The 14,608-nt window shown below is 71.3% G+C and carries 15 protein-coding genes; 5 read left to right on the forward strand and 10 right to left on the reverse strand.

The window, feature by feature from the left end:
* Positions 1-3: 3 nt before the first annotated feature.
* Complete coding sequence (locus tag RNB18_RS11895; protein WP_394817610.1) at positions 4-1,575, forward strand: hypothetical protein; 1,572 nt, start codon at positions 4-6, stop codon at positions 1,573-1,575.
* A gap of 81 nt (positions 1,576-1,656) precedes the next feature.
* Here the strand turns inward: RNB18_RS11895 and RNB18_RS11900 are convergent, their stop codons facing one another.
* Complete coding sequence (locus RNB18_RS11900; RefSeq protein WP_266525746.1) at positions 1,657-2,013, reverse strand: iron-sulfur cluster assembly accessory protein; 357 nt, start codon at positions 2,011-2,013, stop codon at positions 1,657-1,659.
* A gap of 269 nt (positions 2,014-2,282) precedes the next feature.
* Here RNB18_RS11900 and nadA point away from each other — a divergent pair, with 269 nt between their 5' ends.
* Positions 2,283-3,467 carry a quinolinate synthase NadA gene (gene nadA / locus RNB18_RS11905; protein WP_037719710.1) on the forward strand — a complete coding sequence of 395 codons (1,185 nt, stop codon included), beginning with the start codon at positions 2,283-2,285 and terminating at the stop codon, positions 3,465-3,467.
* 18 nt (positions 3,468-3,485) lie between these two features.
* On the opposite strand, the gene RNB18_RS11910 is transcribed toward nadA, so the two are convergent.
* The 7 genes from RNB18_RS11910 to RNB18_RS11940 form a co-directional block, all read right to left on the reverse strand.
* Complete coding sequence (locus RNB18_RS11910) at positions 3,486-5,714, reverse strand: protein kinase domain-containing protein (protein WP_311714074.1); 2,229 nt, start codon at positions 5,712-5,714, stop codon at positions 3,486-3,488.
* Between the two features lie 93 nt (positions 5,715-5,807).
* Entirely contained in the window at positions 5,808-6,953 is a 1,146-nt protein-coding gene (locus RNB18_RS11915) for an RNA polymerase sigma factor (protein ID WP_311714075.1), read from the reverse strand.
* Positions 6,946-7,368 carry a YciI family protein gene (locus tag RNB18_RS11920; RefSeq protein WP_311714076.1) on the reverse strand — a complete coding sequence of 141 codons (423 nt, stop codon included), beginning with the start codon at positions 7,366-7,368 and terminating at the stop codon, positions 6,946-6,948. The genes RNB18_RS11915 and RNB18_RS11920 overlap by 8 nt, the downstream gene beginning before the upstream one ends.
* Positions 7,369-7,495: 127 nt before the next feature.
* Positions 7,496-8,173, reverse strand: coding sequence for a response regulator transcription factor (locus RNB18_RS11925; protein WP_311714077.1), 678 nt, complete (start codon positions 8,171-8,173; stop codon positions 7,496-7,498).
* A gap of 28 nt (positions 8,174-8,201) precedes the next feature.
* A complete protein-coding gene (locus RNB18_RS11930) occupies positions 8,202-9,422 on the reverse strand; it encodes a sensor histidine kinase (RefSeq protein ID WP_311714078.1) in 1,221 nt (406 codons plus the stop codon).
* A 115-nt stretch (positions 9,423-9,537) separates the two neighbouring features.
* A complete protein-coding gene (gene pspAA, locus RNB18_RS11935) occupies positions 9,538-9,816 on the reverse strand; it encodes a PspA-associated protein PspAA (RefSeq protein WP_057611772.1) in 279 nt (92 codons plus the stop codon).
* A 22-nt stretch (positions 9,817-9,838) separates the two neighbouring features.
* Positions 9,839-10,621: a PspA/IM30 family protein gene (locus RNB18_RS11940; RefSeq protein WP_242435893.1), complete on the reverse strand. Its 783-nt coding sequence runs from the start codon at positions 10,619-10,621 to the stop codon at positions 9,839-9,841.
* Positions 10,622-10,839: 218 nt separating this feature from the next.
* Between RNB18_RS11940 and RNB18_RS11945 the strand changes: the two genes are divergently transcribed.
* Entirely contained in the window at positions 10,840-11,517 is a 678-nt protein-coding gene (locus tag RNB18_RS11945) for a DUF3043 domain-containing protein (protein ID WP_107104848.1), read from the forward strand.
* Positions 11,518-11,600: 83 nt separating this feature from the next.
* Positions 11,601-12,302 (forward strand): class I SAM-dependent methyltransferase, encoded by a 702-nt coding sequence (locus tag RNB18_RS11950; RefSeq protein WP_311714079.1) that lies wholly within the window; start codon positions 11,601-11,603, stop codon positions 12,300-12,302.
* Between the two features lie 58 nt (positions 12,303-12,360).
* On the opposite strand, the gene RNB18_RS11955 is transcribed toward RNB18_RS11950, so the two are convergent.
* A complete protein-coding gene (locus tag RNB18_RS11955) occupies positions 12,361-12,576 on the reverse strand; it encodes a hypothetical protein (protein ID WP_266525765.1) in 216 nt (71 codons plus the stop codon).
* A 115-nt stretch (positions 12,577-12,691) separates the two neighbouring features.
* On the opposite strand from RNB18_RS11955, the gene RNB18_RS11960 reads away from it, so the two are divergent.
* Positions 12,692-13,894: a bifunctional adenosylcobinamide kinase/adenosylcobinamide-phosphate guanylyltransferase gene (locus tag RNB18_RS11960; RefSeq protein WP_311714080.1), complete on the forward strand. Its 1,203-nt coding sequence runs from the start codon at positions 12,692-12,694 to the stop codon at positions 13,892-13,894.
* On the opposite strand, the gene RNB18_RS11965 is transcribed toward RNB18_RS11960, so the two are convergent.
* Entirely contained in the window at positions 13,883-14,485 is a 603-nt protein-coding gene (locus RNB18_RS11965; protein WP_311714081.1) for a class I SAM-dependent methyltransferase, read from the reverse strand. The two genes, RNB18_RS11960 and RNB18_RS11965, sit on opposite strands and share 12 nt — an antisense overlap.
* Positions 14,486-14,608 lie beyond the last annotated feature (123 nt).

Raw genomic sequence — 14,608 nt, forward strand, 5'->3', positions numbered from 1 at the left:
CCCGTGGGCCTGGACACCGATCACGATCAGCCTCAGCCCCCCGCTCCGGATACCGCTGTCAGCGGGGCGGACTCCGACCACGATCACATTCCCGCCGTTGGCGCCCTCCCCGACCCCGGCGTCCCCCGTTCCGGTCGGCACCGCTCCCCCGTCGTCATCGCCGCCGTCGCCGCTGCCGTCCTGCTGGTCGGGGGCGGTGGGGCGTACCTCGCCGCCAGTACCTCCGGAGGGTCCGGCGACGGCACGGCCTCCGGCGCGTCGGGGGACGACACTCCCCCGCCCCTCGCGCTCGACGGTTACCGCGTGAGTGGTGGAACGGGCAACGGGATCGCGCCCGGCGAGCCGAATCCGTACGGCGTGACGTATCGCGTGGACGGCAGCCTCCCGGAAGGGCCCGGCTCGGCGCCGGTCTACCGGACCCAGGGGCAGGTCACCGAGGACGACGTGGTGCGGCTCGCCGAAGCGCTCGGGGTGGACGGGACGCCGGTGGCGCAGGGGCAGGTCTGGCGGGTCGGGGTCAAGGACGGGTCGGGGCCGAGCCTGCAGGTGAACCGGCAGGCGCCGGGCGCGTGGACCTTCCAGCGCTACTCACCCGTCATCGACAACTGTGACAGCGCCACCGTGTGCGGGGCGGAGCAGACCCCCACCGGATCGCCGGTGAGCGTGGCGGTCGCGGAGAAGGCCGCCGCGCCGGTGCTGAAGGCGGCGGGTCAGGACGGCGCGAAGCTGGACGCGAGCCAGGTCATGGGCGCCCAGCGGGTCGTGAACGCCGATCCGGTCGTGGGCGGGTTGCCCACGTACGGCTGGACGACCGGCGTCTCCGTGAACGGCCAGGGTGAAGTGGTCGGCGGATCCGGCCAGTTGAAGGCGCCGGTGAAGAGCGACACGTATCCCGTGCTGAGCGCCGAGAAGACGCTGGGCCTGCTGAACAAGGTGCCGGCGACCGACCACCGCATGGGGATCGGCGGCTGCGCCAGTCCCGTACCGCTGAAGGACCGGTTGGAGGCGCCCTGCGGGGAGTCGACGGCGAGCCCCGCGAAGAGCACGCTCACCGTCGAGAAGGCGGTGTTCGGGCTGGCGTCGCACCTCGTGGCCGGCCGGCAGGCGCTCGTGCCGTCCTGGCTGTTCGAGGTGCGGGCGGCGGGCGCGAAGGACGCCTTCACGGTGACGTATCCGGCGGTCGACCCGAAGTACATCGACTCCCCGGCGACGGCGACGCCCACGTCACCCGCCACACCCACGGCACCCTCGGACCAGCCGACCTCCGCGCCGAAGACGCGGGACGTCAAGGTGGACGGCTACTCGGCCGAGGGCGACGAGCTGACCCTGAGCTTCACGGGCGGGGTGTGCGGGGACTACGCGGCGACGGCGAGCGAGACCTCGGGCGAGGTGACGGCCAAGGTGACCTATACGCCGTGGCCGGACAAGGTCTGCATCATGATCGCCAAGGAGATTCAGAAGACCGTGCCGCTGAACGAGCCGCTCGGTGACCGCAAGGTCGTGGGCTCGGACGGCAAGGAGATCCCGCTGAAGAAGGCGGGGGCACGGCTGCCGGAGACCTCCGGGGCCCGGTAGCCCTGGAGATACGCGAAGGCGGCGGCCCCGTCGGAGGGGGCCGCCGCCTTCTGTCGCTCGAGCCTTGGTCGAACTCGATGCTTAGCTGAAGGAGTCGCCGCAGGCGCAGGAGCCGGTCGCGTTCGGGTTGTCGATCGTGAAGCCCTGCTTCTCGATGGTGTCCACGAAGTCGATGGACGCGCCGCCGAGGTACGGGGCGCTCATACGGTCGGTGACGACCTTGACGCCACCGAAGTCCTTGACGACGTCCCCGTCGAGGGAACGCTCGTCGAAGAAGAGCTGGTAACGCAGGCCGGAGCAGCCGCCGGGCTGAACGGCGACGCGCAGGGCCAGGTCCTCACGGCCTTCCTGGTCGAGCAGGGCCTTGACCTTCGCCGCGGCGGCGTCGGACAGGATGATGCCGTCGGTGACGGTGCCGGTCTCGTCCGATACGGACATCTACATCTCTCCCGGGTTGTACGGAGACTGCTTACCGACGATTGCAACCGCCGGGGCCGCGGATTCATTCCGGGCCGAGCAACTTGTCTTTTCGCCTGTCCTCTTCATGCTCGCACACCCGCGACGAAGCGAACAGCGGCCCGAGAACCACCCCTCTTACGGAGGACCGGGATTCACGTCACATCGACGCTATAGCCATCGTCAAAGTGACGTGAACCGGGTTATGATAGATAACGTCAGTTCGACGAAAAGTAGAAAGGGTGCGTGTCGTGACCACCGCCCAGACCACGGAGCTCGACGTACAGCCGACTCCGCTCGCCCTGTTGCTGCTCGGCCGCGAGGCCGACCCTAGGAGCGAGCGGGGCGTCGAGTGTCCCGGCGACCTGCCCTCGCCCTCCGACCCCGACCTGGTCGAGCGCGCCCGCGCGGCCAAGGAGAAGCTCGGCGACAAGGTGTTCGTCCTCGGCCACCACTACCAGCGTGACGAGGTCATCCAGTTCGCCGACGTCACGGGTGACTCGTTCAAGCTGGCCCGGGACGCGGCCGCACGCCCGGAGGCCGAGTACATCGTGTTCTGCGGCGTGCACTTCATGGCGGAGTCCGCGGACATCCTGACCTCCGACGACCAGAAGGTCGTCCTGCCCGACCTCGCCGCCGGCTGCTCCATGGCCGACATGGCGACGGCCGAGCAGGTCGCCGAGTGCTGGGACGTGCTCACCGAGGCCGGCATAGCCGAGCAGGTCGTGCCGGTGTCGTACATGAACTCCTCGGCGGACATCAAGGCGTTCACAGGCAAGCACGGCGGCACCATCTGCACGTCGTCCAACGCCAAGAAGGCTCTTGAGTGGGCCTTCGAGCAGGGCGAGAAGGTGCTGTTCCTTCCCGACCAGCATCTCGGCCGCAACACCGCCGTGCGGGACATGGGGATGACGCTGGAGGACTGCGTCCTCTACAACCCGCACAAGCCGAACGGCGGCCTGACCGCCGAGCAGCTGCGCGACGCGAAGATGATCCTGTGGCGCGGCCACTGCTCGGTGCACGGCCGTTTCTCGCTGGAGTCGGTGGAGGACGTCCGCGCGCGGATCCCCGGTGTGAACGTCCTCGTGCACCCCGAGTGCAAGCACGAGGTCGTGGCCGCTGCGGACTACGTCGGCTCGACCGAGTACATCATCAAGGCGCTGGAGGCGGCCCCGGCCGGCTCGAAGTGGGCCATCGGTACGGAGCTCAATCTCGTACGACGGCTCGCGAACCGTTTCGCCCCCGAGGGCAAGGAGATCGTCTTCCTCGACAAGACGGTCTGCTTCTGCTCGACCATGAACCGCATCGACCTGCCCCACCTGGTCTGGACCCTGGAGTCGCTGGCCGAGGGCAAGCTCGTCAACCGGATCGAGGTCGACAAGGAGACGGAGGCGTTCGCGAAGCTGGCGCTGGAGCGGATGCTGGCGCTGCCGTAGAACCGTCGTGGGGAGCGCTCACCCCGATGCGGAGGTCCGCTCGGGGTGGGCGGGGTCGAGGGTGAAGACATCGCCGGCCTGGGTGGTGACGACCAGGGCGCCCTTGTGGAGCAGCACCTCGGGCAGCGGCTCGTTCAGGTCGTTCACCCACTTGGCACGCGGCAGGGTTTCCCACAGCAGCGTGCCCTTCTTGCCGTCCAGGGCCGCGACCCGGCCGTCGGCGCTGGACAGATAGACCACGCCCGGGCGCGGGGCGGCGGTGACACCGCTCGGCTGTTGGAGGCTCGTCCGGGTCTGCCACAGCTGCTTGCCGGTGCGGACCGACACGGCGGTCACCTGGCCGGTGGTGCCGACGAACCACAGCACGCCGTCCGCCGTCGTCACCGTGCCCTCGAACTCCTCCGCCAGCTCCGTCGTCGTGGCGGCACCGGTGTCGGGGTTCACCAGCCGGATCCGGGAGAAGGGTCCCTTGTCCTCGGAGGCCAGGTGCCCTTCCTCGAGGTAGAGCAGGCGGCCGTCGTACGTGCCGACGAGAATCGCCTGACGGGGCACCGTCAGGCGCCGTACCGAGCCGTCGGAGCGGTCGAACCCCAGGACCAGCATGTCCTTGCTGCCCGTCATGGGGGGTACGCAGTCCAGGTAGAGGCCCTCGTTCACGCGCGCCGGGTCGCACTGCATCCCCGGCGGAAGCGGCGCCCTCCAGCGCTCGGCGCCGGTGCGGGCCGAACGTGCGGTCACCGATCCGCGCTTGATGTCCGGGACGAGCAGGAGGTCGCCCGAGAGGTACGGGTGGTTCGACGCGGCGTCCACCGTGCGGCGCCACAGCCGTTCCCCCGTCCCGGTGTCGAGGGCGATGACCGAGATCACGAGATTCCCGCCCTCGGGTTGGTTGTGCTGCTCGACCAGCATCACGTCGTCCGCGACCCCGAGGAGCGAGAAGACGTACGACCTCTTCCTCACGACGGACGGCACCCCGTCGGCGCGCCAGTCGACCCGTCCGGTGACACCGTCGAGGCGCACGGGCAGAACCGCGGTGCCCGCGCAGTAGACGGAACCCTCGTACATCTGGCACTCCGGGCCGTGGTCCATCCCTCCCTCCAGGAGGGTGATCCCCTTCTTCAGGCCCCGCTCGGCGTCGGCGTACACCGTCGTCTGCCAGGGCTGCCAGCCACTGGGCAACGCCGTCCAGCGAGAGACGGCGGCCTGCTCGCCGGCCGCGCCGCCGCCCTCGCCGTCGCCGCCCGTCCGTCCCGGTCCGGTGAGCAGATACGCCGTCAGCCCGAGAGCCACCACGCCGATCGTGGCGGTCGCCGCCCACAGCGGGCGCAGCCGACCTCGGCGGCCCGGCGACGTGGCCGACCTCGGGTCCGGGGTCCCGGTGCCGGAAGGGTCCGGCAGGTCCCCGCGCAGTGTCACCGTCTGGGGGCCGTCCATCGCCTCCTCGGGCAGCACCCTCGCGAGTTCCCGGGCCACGTCGTCCAGTCCGGGCCGGTCGGCGGCCTTCTTGGCCAGACAGCTCTGCAGGACCGTCCGCAGCTGCGGTCGTACGCCGTCCAGGACGGGTTCGTCGTGCACCACCTGATACGCCGTGAGGTAGGGGCTGTCCGCGTCGAACGGACCCCGGCCCGTGAGGGTGTACACCAGCAGCGCGCCGAGCGCGAAGACGTCGGAGGCCGGGCCGACCGTGCGGGCGTCGGTGAGCTGTTCCGGGGACATGAAGGGCGGGGTGCCGATCATCTGGCCGGTCTCGGTGAGGGGGTTGTTCTCCGCCGCCCGGGAGATGCCGAAGTCGATGACGCGGGGACCGTCCTCGGCCATCAGGACGTTGGCGGGCTTGAGGTCGCGGTGCACGACGCCGGCGCGGTGGATGTCCCGCAGGGCCTCCACCAACCCCAGCGCCAGGCGCGGCAGTTCGGTCTCCCGCAGCGGGCCGCGCTCGGAGATCCGGTCGGCGAGCGAGCGGCCGGGGACGTACTGGGTCGCCATCCACGGCCGCGCCGCCTCCGGATCGGCGTCCACCACCGGTGCGGTGAAGGCGCCGCTCACCTTGCGTACGGCCTCTATTTCCTGGCGGAAGCGGGTGCGGAAGACCGGATCCTCGGCGTACTGGGCGTGCACCACCTTCACCGCGACCTCGCGCCCGGAGCGGGATCTGCCCCGGTAGACAATGCCCATTCCCCCGGACCCGAGCCGGTCGACCAGCTTGTACCCGCCGACCGATTTCGGGTCGTCCTTGTTCAGCGGCACGCCCGCATCCCCTTCCCCCGTGCGGCACTGCGAGCACCCAGCATAGGTAACGGGGTGTCCGGCCCCGCCTCATGAAGGTCCCGGGCCGCCCCGTCAGTGCCGCGTACGGGAGTTGAGCCCGGCCGCCCGGCGGGTCAGGTAGTCGCGTTCGGCGAGGTTGGGGGCCTTGCGGGCGGCCTCGGCGTACAGGCGGGCCGCGGTCGTCAGGTCGCCGGCGCGTTCGTGGAGATAGGCCGTGGCCGCGGTGTGGCGGGGCAGCGAGTCCTCGATCGCGGCCAGAGCGGCCAGGCCCGCGCGGGGGCCGTCCGCCTCACCCACGGCGACCGCCCGGTTGAGGCGGACGACGGGGCTGTCGGTGAGGCGGGCGAGTTCGTCGTACCACTCGACGATCTGCACCCAGTCGGTCTCCCCGGCGGTGGGTGCGTCCGCGTGCAGGGCGGCGATCGCGGCCTGGGCCTGGAACTCGCCCAGCCGGTCGCGGGCGAGGGCGGCCTGCAGGATCCGGACGCCCTCGGCGATCGCCGCGGTGTCCCAGCGGGTGCGGTCCTGTTCGGCGAGCGGCACCAGACTGCCGTCGGGGGCGGTGCGGGAGGCGCGGCGGGCGTGGTGGAGCAGCATGAGGGCGAGCAGCCCCGCGACCTCGGGGTGGTCGATGGCGGCGGCGAGCTGCCGGGTGAGCCGGACGGCCTCGGCGGCGAGGTCGACGTCGCCGGAGTAGCCCTCGTTGAAGACCAGGTAGAGGACGCGCAGCACGGTGGCCACGTCGCCGGGCTGGTCGAAGCGGACCCCGGAGACGGTGCGCTTGGCCCGGCTGATGCGCTGCGCCATGGTCGCCTCGGGCACGAGGTAGGCCTGGGCGATCTGGCGGGTGGTGAGTCCGCCGACGGCACGCAGGGTGAGCGCGACCGCGGAGGACGGGGTGAGCGAGGGGTGGGCGCACAGGAAGTAGAGCTGGAGCGTGTCGTCCACGGCGGGTGTGGGTCCGGGCGCCGGTTCCTCCTCGATACGGTCCTCACGCCGGCGGCGAGCGGTGTCCGAGCGGGTCGCGTCGAGGAACTTGCGCCAGGCCACGGTGACCAGCCAGCCCTTCGCGTCCCGCGGCGGGTCGGCCGGCCAGACCCGGACCGCCTCGACGAGCGCGTCCTGGACGGCGTCCTCGGCCGCCGCGAAGTCGGCTCCGCGGCGGACAAGGACGGTGAGCACGCTCGGCGTGAGGCTTCTGAGCAGCGCCTCATCCACCGGGGTGGCACTCCGGGTCGGTGGGCGACGCCGCGTAGAACGGGCGCAGCTCCAGCCACTCGTGGATCGGCTTCCCGCCGGCGCCGGGGGCAGCCGACAGTTCCCCGGCCAGTTCGAGGGCCCGCTCGTAGCTGTCGACGTCGATCACCATCCAGCCGGCGATGAGGTCCTTGGTCTCGGCGAACGGCCCGTCGGTGACGGGCGGGCGCCCCTCGCCGTCGTACCGCACCCACGTCCCCTCGGGAGCGAGCGCCTGCCCGTCGACGTACTCCCCGGTCTTCACCAGCTGGTCCGCGAAGTCCCGCATGTACTGCACGTGCGCCGAGATCTCCTCAGGCGTCCACTGCTCCATGGGCACGTCGTTGGCCGGAGCCGGAGCGCCACGGTAGTGCTTCAGCAGCAGGTACTTGGCCATGGTGTCTCTCCTCGGTCCCGATGCGACCCATTCTGGTCGCTCTCATCACGGGGACGGAGCGGGGCACGGGTTCTCGACATCACCGCGGGAATTGTTTTTTGCGGCCCACTCGACGGCCCTCGTCGGGTCATTCCACCCTCGGCCGTACCAGCCCCGACTCGTACGCGATCACCACGAGCTGGGCCCGGTCCCGGGCGCCCAGCTTGGCCATGGCCCGGTTGACGTGGGTCTTGACGGTGAGCGGGCTGACCTCGAGGCGCTCGGCGATCTCGTCGTTGGAGTGACCACCGGCGACCTGGACGAGGACCTCACGCTCGCGGACGGTGAGGGCTGCGAGGCGTTCGGAGCGCACCGGGTCGTTGTCGTCCCCGTCGCCCTGGGCGAGGAAGCGGGCGATCAGACCCTTGGTGGCGGCCGGGGAGAGCAGGGCCTCGCCGCCGGCCGCGACCCGGATGGCGCTGAGGAGTTCCTCGGGTTCGCTGCCCTTGCCGAGGAAACCGGAGGCACCGGCCCGCAGGGACTGCACGACGTAGTCGTCGACCTCGAAAGTGGTCAGGATGACCACGCGGACATGGGCGAGGGTGGGGTCCTCGCTGATCATGCGGGTGGCCGCGAGGCCGTCCGTGCCGGGCATCCGGATGTCCATGAGGACGACGTCGGCACGCTCCTGCCTGGTCAGCCGGACCGCCTCGGCGCCGTCGGACGCCTCGCCGACCACCTCCATGTCCGGCTCCGAGTCGACGAGCACACGGAACGCGCTGCGCAGCAGTGCCTGGTCGTCGGCGAGCAGGACACGGATCGTCATACGGGCTCTCCCGTGGCAGGGGTGGTGGTCATACGGTGCCGCCCGCGGCCGGGGTGCGGGTCTTGACCGGCAGGATCGCATGGACGCGGAAACCGCCGCCGTAGCGGGGACCGGTGGTGAGGGTGCCGCGCAGGGCGGTGACCCGCTCACGCATGCCGAGGAGTCCGTGGCCGCCGCCGCTGTCGGGGTCGTCGTCCTCGCCGGCGCCGTTGTCGAGGACGGTGATCTCCACGTTGGGGCCGACGCGTACGACGCTGACCTCGGCCTTGGCCTCCGTGCCGGCGTGCTTCTGGACGTTGGTGAGGGCTTCCTGGATGACCCGGTAGGCGGCCAGGTCGACGGCGGCAGGGAGGTTGGTGCCGTGGTCGGCGCGGGCGACCTCGACGTGGAGGCCCGCGCTGCGGAAGGTGCCGACGAGTTCGTCGAGGCGGGCGAGTCCGGGGGCGGGTTCGGTGGGGGCCTCGGGGTCGCCGGACTGTCTCAGCAGGCCGACGGTGGCGCGGAGTTCGTTGAGCGCGGAGCGGCTGGCCTCGCGGACGTGGGCGAGGGCTTCCTTGGCCTGGTCGGGGCGCTTGTCCATGACGTGCGCGGCGACTCCGGCCTGGACGTTGACCAGGGCGATGTGGTGGGCGACGACGTCGTGCAGGTCGCGGGCGATGCGCAGGCGTTCCTCGGCGACGCGGCGGCGGGCCTCCTCCTCGCGGGTGCGCTCGGCCTTCTCCGCGCGCTCTCTTATGGCCTGGACGAAGGCGCGGCGGCTGCGGACGGCGTCGCCCGCGGTGGCGCCGATACCGGTCCAGGCGAAGATGCCGAGATTCTCCTGGGCGTACCAGGGCAGCGGGCCTGCGAGCATCGCGGCGCCGGTGAGCACGGTCATGGTGAGCAGGCCGGCCCGCAAGGTGGTGGGGCGGTCGGTGGTGGAGGCGACCGTGAACAGGGCGATGACGGCGGCCATCGCGACAGGGGCCCGGGGATCGCCGGTGACGCACTCGATGATGGCGGCGGTGCCGGTGAGGGCGAGGACCGTGAGCGGGGCCCGGCGGCGGAAAACCAGGGCCAGAGCTGCGAGGACCATGAGCACGAGGCTGAGGGGGGCCGGGGTGCGCAGGCTCCAGCTGACGGCGTCCTTCTCATGGGGCTCCACGAAGGAGCCGGCCATCATGCAGCCGAGGACGCCCGCCGCGAGGACGGCGTCCAGGGCCAGGGGATGCGCCTTGAACTGCTGTCTGGCGCGCTGGAGAGTGCTCACGTCCGCAACGGTACGGGTGCCCTGGCAGGGGCGGAACGGAGGCTACCGGTACGTCCCCGGTGGCCGGGCCGGAGACGCGGTGACAGTCGTCCCCGGGAGCGCACCGTGCGCCCGGTCATCCCGGGATGAGGCCGTCGTCGCTGAGCAGGTCCCGGACCTCCTCCAGGGTGGCGTCCGGGGACGGGAGGATCAGTTCCGAGGGTTCCAGGGAGTCGTCCGGGAGCGGCTCGCCCAGTTCGCGGACCCTGGTGAGGAGGGCTTGGAGGGTGCGTCGGAAACCCGGGCCGTCGCCGTTCTCCATCTCGGTGAGCAGCTCGTCGTCCAGCTTGTTCAGGTCGGCGAGGTGGCTCTCGGCCAGCCTCACCTGACCCTCCCCCATGATCCGTACGATCATGTCGCCCTCCTCGGCGTGGGCCCTACTGCTTGTCGAAGCGTGGGGTGTCCTGCGGCTGCTGCTGGGACTGCGACTGGCCGGTGCCGCCCTCGATGGCCTGCTGCGACGACGAACCTCCCGCCAGCTCCGCCTTCATGCGCTGCAGTTCCAGCTCTACATCCGTACCACCGGAGAGCCGGTCCAGCTCGGCCTGGATGTCGTCCTTGTGCATGCCGGACTGGTCGTCCAGGACGCCGGAGGCGAGCAGTTCGTCGATCGCGCCGGCCCGGGCCTGGAGCTGTGCCGTCTTGTCCTCGGCCCGCTGAATCGCCAGGCCGACGTCGCCCATCTCCTCGGAGATGCCGGAGAACGCCTCACCGATACGGGTCTGGGCCTGGGCCGCGGTGTACGTCGCCTTGATGGTCTCCTTCTTGGTCCGGAAGGCGTCCACCTTGGCCTGGAGGCGCTGGGCCGCAAGGGTGAGCTTCTCCTCCTCGCCCTGGAGCGTGGAGTGCTGGGTCTCGAGGTCGGTCACCTGCTGCTGGAGGGCGGCCCGGCGCGAGAGCGCCTCGCGGGCCAGGTCCTCACGGCCCAGTGCGAGGGCCTTGCGGCCCTGGTCCTCCAGCTTGCCCGACTGGGACTGCAGCTGGTTGAGCTGGAGTTCCAGGCGCTTGCGGGAGGTGGCCACGTCGGCCACGCCCCGGCGCACCTTCTGGAGCAGCTCCAGCTGCTTCTGATACGAGTAATCGAGGGTTTCGCGCGGGTCCTCGGCCCGGTCAAGGGCCTTGTTCGCCTTCGCGCGGAAGATCATCCCCATACGCTTCATGACACCGCTCATGGGCTTCGCGCGCCCCCTTCTGACGGACTTCCAGCTCCAGCTCTGCGACAGAACCCACAGTACGGGCCCTGCATCCATTGACGCACTGTTCCGGGACGGATGCGCTCATCCCCAAGGACGACTGACCAATCCCCTGCTCCGGCGTAAGGAGTAGGTGACCTTCAGGGTGAGCAACCGATCACCGGACGTCCCCTCTGTCCCCCTACATGACGACTGGTGTTGCCGGATCGTTCCCCACCGGGCTGGGGTCCAACCCCGGACACCCCTTACCCTTGGGTTTTGTGTTCCGTAGCCGTGCCACCAAGGAAGAGAAGGCCGCCGTCGCCGACAAGGCGCAGCTGACCGACTCCAAGCAACCCCGCGACCCGCAGGCCCCCAAGGGCCGGCCCACGCCGAAGCGCAGTGAGGCCCAGTCCCAGCGCCGCAGCGTCGCCAATACGTCGCTGACGCGCAAGGACGCCTCCAAGCGCCAGCGCGAGGAGCGCCGCAGCGCGCTGGAGAGGCAGCGCCAGGCGCTGGCCGGCGGCGACGAGCGGTACCTGCCCGCCCGGGACAAGGGCCCGGTGCGCAAGTTCGCCCGCGACACCATCGACGCGCGGTTCAACGTGGCGGAGTTCTTCCTGCCGATGGCCGTGGTCATCCTCGTGCTGAGCCTGGTGCGGGTGGGTGCGCTGCAGAGCATCGCGCTGCTGCTGTGGCTCGTCGTGATCGTGCTCATCGTGCTCGACTCGATCCTCACCGGTTTCCGTCTGAAGAAGCGGCTCGCCGAGCGCTTCCCGGACCAGAACCGCAAGGGCGCGGTCGCCTACGCCCTGATGCGCTCCCTCCAGATGCGTCGCCTCCGGCTGCCGAAGCCGCAGGTCAAGCGCGGAGAGCGGCCCTGAGTACGACGTCTTTCTCCGGGGGCGCGGCGGATGCCTGGCTGAACAAGCTGGGCGGGCTGCGGAATGTCGTACGACAGGAGCTGGTGGCCCGGCAGCTCGACGAGCAGATAGTCGGGCGGTACCCCGTCGGGCAGCGGCTGCGGGTGCTCGACGTGGGCATGGGCCAGGGCACCCAGGCGCTGCGGCTGGCCCGGGCCGGGCATCAGGTGACCGGGCTCGAACAGGACTCCACGATGGTCGCGGCGGCCCGGGAGGCCCTGTCCGCCGAGCCCGAGGGCATCCGGGAGCGGATGCGGATCATAGAGGGCGACGGCCGGGACACCGGGGTGCACTTCCTGCCGGGCAGCTTCGACGTGGTGCTGTGCCACGGTGTGCTCATGTACGTCGAGGAGCCGGATCCGCTCCTCGCGGGGCTGGCGCGGATGCTGGCACCGGGCGGGCTGCTGTCGTTGCTCGTGCGCAACGGTGACGCGCTGGCGATGCGGCCGGGGCTCGCCGGGGACTGGGCCGGTGCGCTGGGTGCCTTCGACACCACCGCCTACCGCAACCGTCTCGGGCTCGATGTGCGGGCCGACCGGCTGAGCACGCTGACCGCGACGCTCGCCGGCATCGGGGCACCGCTCCAGGCCTGGTACGGGGTGCGGGTATTCACGGACACCGCGTCGGACGGCACCGAGGCGCCGGCCGATGTGGAGGCGCTGCTGGCCTGCGAGGAGCGGGCCGGGCGGACGGATCCGTATCGGGGCGTCGCCGCGCTGCTGCACCTGTGCGGAGTGCGGGGCTGAGCGCTCCGTCGCTTTGCGGAGGCGGGCGAGGGGGCCATGGCACCCTCGCCCGTCAGGGTCAGGCCTCCTCGGCCGCGCGCAGGCTCATCGGACCGTAGATCTCCGTGGCGTCCTCGAAAAGCCGTACCTGTTCCGCGCCGCCCGCGAGCAGGTCCTTCCAGTACTCGCCGAGCCAGGACTCGGCGTCTCCCTGGGTGGTGAACTCCTCCGGCTCCACGGCGGGCTGGGTCTCAGCGCCGTCGGCCTTCTCGAATCGCCAGGTCCATGTCGCCATGCGAGCCTCCCGTGTTTGATCCGTTACGAAGAGCACCCTAAGCGGTAGTTCGACGGCTGCGGGCCCGCGGGGGTTGCTCGCGCAAGATCAACGGGGACCGGCGAGAATCGTTTTCGTGGAACTCACTCTGCTCGGTACCGGTGCCCCCAACGGCCTTCCCCGCCCCGGCTGTCCCTGTGCCGCCTGTGCGGTCGCCGTCGGGGCGGACGCACGGGGAGCCACCGCCGTCCTCGTCGACGAGACCCTGCTGCTCGATCTCACCCCCGGTGCCGCCTTCGCGGCCGCCCGCGCCGGGCACTCGCTCGGTGGCGTACGGCAGGTTCTGCTGTCGCACCCCCACGACGGACCCCCCGTCGAGGTGCCCGCCGGGCTTCCGCAGCCGGGGCGGGTGCCGGACGGGCGGGAGTTGACGTTGCTGACGGGCCATCGGGTGCGGGCGGTGGCGATGGACGCGCCGGGGACCGGGTACGCCGTCACCGGGCCCGATGGGCAGCGGGCGCTGTATCTGCCGCCGGGGGGTTCGCCCGCCGGGCTGGAGGAGGGGGCCGTCGAGTCGTACGACATGGTGCTCGTCGATGTCGTACGGCGGCCGGACGCGCTGGCCCGGCTGCGGGCCGTGGGTGCTGTCGGGCCCACGACGGATGTCGTCGCCGTGCATATCGATCACGACGTGCCGCCGGGGGCCGAGTTGCGGCGGCGGCTGGCCGCGGCGGGGGCGCGGGCCGTGCCCGACGGGACGACTCTGGCCGTCGGGGTCTACGAGGACGTACCGGATGTGCCGCGGCGGACGCTGGTGCTGGGCGGGGCGCGGTCCGGGAAGTCGGTGGAGGCCGAGCGGCGGCTGGAGGCCTTCCCCGAGGTGCTGTACGTGGCGACGGGCGGCTCGCGGAACGGGGACACCGAGTGGGCCTCCCGGGTCTTTGCGCATCGGGAGCGGCGGCCCGGGTCGTGGCGTACAACCGAGACGTGCGATCTGGTGCCGCTGCTGAAGGACGACGGGGCGCCGCTGCTGATCGACTGTCTGTCGCTGTGGCTGACGGACGCGATGGACGCCGTGGGAGCGTGGGACGACGCGGAGTGGGCCGACGGCGGGGAGCGCGAACTGCGGGCGCGGGTGCGGGAGTTGACGGAGGCGATGCGGGGTGCGCGGCGGACCGTGGTGGCCGTGTCCAATGAGGTGGGGTCGGGGATCGTGCCCGCCACCGCGTCCGGGCGCCGGTACCGGGACGAGCTGGGGCGGCTGAACGCGGCGTTCGCGGGCGAGTGCGAGCAGGTGGTGCTGGTGGTGGCGGGGCAGGCGATGGTGCTACGGGGCTGAGGTGTCCGCGTGCTTGCGGGCGATCACCCGGTACGCCTTCGCGAAGCGGGTGCCGGAGAGGAGGAGGGCCAGGGTGTGGTCCAGCGCTCTCGCGGCGGAGGCCAGCGGTCCGGTCGCCCTCGGGGGCAGGCGGGTCGTCACGCGGCCCGGGATGTGCGCGGATCTGCGGGCCGTGGTGACGATCGTGCAGCCCTGGGACTCCAACTCGGCGCGGGGGTCGTCCGGGCATTCCACGAGGAGGTGGCCGCCGGGGCGCAGGACGGCGAGGGCGGCCTGGAAATCCCTGGTGCGGGGCCGCTGGTTCAGCAGGCTGACCACGTCGTAGCGGGCGCGGAGACGGGCGGTGATCTGCGGGTCCGTCAGCCGGCCGAGGTGGCCTTCCTCCAGGCGTTCGGCCGCCTGGGCCTGCAGGACGCGGTGGCTGAGGTCCAGACCGTCGAAGGCCGTGTAGGGGAAGAACGTTCTCGCCGCCTCCGGGAAGTCCGCGTCCCCCGTCTCCACGTCCAGCCAGCTCTCCGGTTCGGGGAAGGGCAGCATCGCGCGGGCGGTGGAGCGAAGACGCCGTACGGAAGGGGCGGTTGGTGCGAGCATGAGGCCTCCCGGGGACGTACGGCAATTCCCTGCAAATCGGAACGTATGGGATCACGATCTCGGGTGCAATGACGTCATGGCCACGTGGCGCCGCCGTGTTCGATCAGGGCCGGTACTGTTCGG

Origin of the sequence: Streptomyces doebereineriae (assembly GCF_031845645.1) — a bacterium.
Classification (GTDB): Bacteria; Actinomycetota; Actinomycetes; order Streptomycetales; family Streptomycetaceae; genus Streptomyces; species Streptomyces canus.

Excerpts from the sequence above, each read along its gene's own strand:
- RNB18_RS11900 (WP_266525746.1), bottom strand. The coding sequence starts at position 2,013 with ATGTCCGTATCGGACGAGACCGGCACCGTCACCGACGGCATCATCCTG.
- RNB18_RS11920 (WP_311714076.1), bottom strand. The coding sequence starts at position 7,368 with ATGGCCAAGTACCTGCTGCTGAAGCACTACCGTGGCGCTCCGGCTCCG.
- RNB18_RS11925 (WP_311714077.1), bottom strand. The coding sequence starts at position 8,173 with ATGACGATCCGTGTCCTGCTCGCCGACGACCAGGCACTGCTGCGCAGC.
- pspAA (WP_057611772.1), bottom strand. The coding sequence starts at position 9,816 with ATGATCGTACGGATCATGGGGGAGGGTCAGGTGAGGCTGGCCGAGAGC.
- RNB18_RS11940 (WP_242435893.1), bottom strand. The coding sequence starts at position 10,621 with ATGAAGCGTATGGGGATGATCTTCCGCGCGAAGGCGAACAAGGCCCTT.
- RNB18_RS11945 (WP_107104848.1), top strand. The coding sequence starts at position 10,840 with ATGACGACTGGTGTTGCCGGATCGTTCCCCACCGGGCTGGGGTCCAAC.
- RNB18_RS11955 (WP_266525765.1), bottom strand. The coding sequence starts at position 12,576 with ATGGCGACATGGACCTGGCGATTCGAGAAGGCCGACGGCGCTGAGACC.
- RNB18_RS11965 (WP_311714081.1), bottom strand. The coding sequence starts at position 14,485 with ATGCTCGCACCAACCGCCCCTTCCGTACGGCGTCTTCGCTCCACCGCC.